Annotated in this window: 1 protein-coding gene; it reads right to left on the bottom strand. The window is 77.5% G+C overall.

The window, feature by feature from the left end:
• Positions 1-2,104, bottom strand: a 2,104-nt coding sequence (locus ACTUAL_RS24600; protein ID WP_440901918.1) for an acyltransferase domain-containing protein, incomplete at both ends; no start/stop codon positions are given.

Below are 2,104 nucleotides of genomic sequence, written 5' to 3'. Positions count from 1 at the left end.
GACGATCCGGCCGATGGCGCCGGTCGCGCCGGTCACCACGACCGCGCCCGAGCCGAACCCGGCCTGCCCGAGGGCGTCGGGTTGGGCGGCGTCAGGATGGGCGGCGTCGGGCTCGGTGGCCAGGCGGGCGGCGGAGAGCACGCCGTCGCGCCAGGTCAGCTGCGGCTCTCCGGAGGCCAGCGCGAGCGGCAGCGCCCGCGCCAGGTCGGCGGCGGGCACGTCGAGCAGCACGAACCGGTCCGGGTTCTCGGCCTGCGCCGACCGCACCAGGCCCCACACCGCCGCGGCGGCCAGGTCGACGACCTCGTCGCCGACCGCGCCCTCGGTGACCACGGCCAGCCGCGAGGCGGCGAACCGGTCCTCGGTCAGCCAGGTCTGGAGCACGGCGAGCGCGCGGTGCACCTCGGCGCGCGCGGACTCGGGTTCGACGCCGCCGGACACCGGCAGCACCACCACGGGCGGCACGTCCTCGCCGAGCGCGTCCCAGGTGGTCCACTCCACCGCGTCGGCGTCGGCGGTCGCCACCGGCTTCCAGCCCAGCACGCGCAGCGGCGAGCGGCCTGCGGCGGCCGGGTTCGGGGCGGTGGTGGCGCGCAGCACCAGCGAGTCCACGGTCAGCACGGGCGCGCCGGTCGGGTCGGCGGCCAGCACCTCCACCCCGCCGAGCGCGGCCGGGGCGAGGCGCACGCGCAGGCCGGACGCGCCGGTGGCGTGCACGGTCGCGCCGGTCCAGGCGAACGGCAGGCCCCGGTGCTCCTCCAGCGCGCCGAGGCCGAGCGCCTGCAGGGCGGCGTCCAGCAGCGCCGGGTGCACGCCGAATCGCTCGGCGCCGTCCGGGTCGGGCAGCTCGACCTGCGCGAACAGCTCGTCACCGCGCTTCCAGGCCGCGCGCAGGCCCCGGAACGCGGGCCCGTAGTCCATGCCGCCCTCGGCCAGCCGCTCGTGCAGGCCGTCCAGCTCGATCGCCTCGGCGTCCGCGGGCGGCCACTGGGTCAGCTCGAAGTCGGCCCTGCGGCGGGACTGGGACAGCAGGCCGGTGGCGTGCGGGACCCACGGGGCGTCGGCGTCGCCGTCGTCGGCGCGCGAGTGCACCTCGAACGCGCGGGCGCCGGTGTCGTCGGGCGCGCCGACCGCGATCTGCACGCGGACCGCGCCGCGCTCGGGCAGCACCAGCGGCGCGGCGAGCGCCAGCTCCGCCACGGAGCCGCAGCCCAGGTCCTCGCCGACGCGGGCGGCCAGCTCCAGGAAACCGGTGCCGGGGAACAGGACCGAGCCCGCGATGACGTGGTCGGCCAGCCACGGGTGGGTGCGGGTGGAGAGCCTGCCGGTGAACACCGCTCCCCCGGACCCGGCCAGGGTGGTGGCCGCGCCGAGCAGCGGGTGGTCGGTGGAGTCCAGGCCCGCGGCGGTGACGTCGCCGGTCGCGGTGGCGGACTCGATCCAGAACCGCTCGCTCTGGAACGCGTAGGTGGGCAGGTCGACGCGGTGCGTGGCGCGGCCGGAGAAGACCGCCGACCAGTCGACGGGCACGCCGACGACGTGCGCCTGCGCGAGGGCGGTGACCAGGGCGGTGGTGTCGGGGCGGTCGCGGCGCTGGCTGGCGATGAGCGCGGACTGCTCGGCGGTGGCCTGGGCCAGGCCGGTGAGCACGCCGTCCGGGCCGACCTCCAGGAAGCGGGAGACGCCCTGGGCGCGCAGGAAGGCGACGCCGTCGGCGAAGCGCACGGCCTGGCGGGCGTGCCGGACCCAGTAGTCGGGGGTGGTCAGGTCCGCGCCGGTGGCGAGGGCGCCGGTGACCGTGGAGACGACGGCCGTGGTGGGCGCGTGGAAGGTGAGGGTGGCCGCGACCGCGCGGAACTCCTCCAGCATGGGCTCCATCAGCGGCGAGTGGAAGGCGTGCGAGACGCGCAACCGCTTGGTGCGACGGCCTTCCAGCTTGGCGGCGACGGCGTCGACCGCGTCCTCGGCGCCCGAGACGACGACGGAGGTGGGGCCGTTGACGGCCGCGATGCTGACCCGCTCGTCCAGCAGCGGGAGGACTTCCGCCTCCGTCGCCTCGACGGCGAGCATCGCGCCGCCGGACGGCAGGGCCTGCATCAGCCTG

The organism is Actinosynnema sp. (assembly GCF_052038725.1).
The sequence above is the reverse complement of the archived record's forward strand: the minus strand, read 5'-3'. Positions and strand labels throughout refer to the sequence as shown.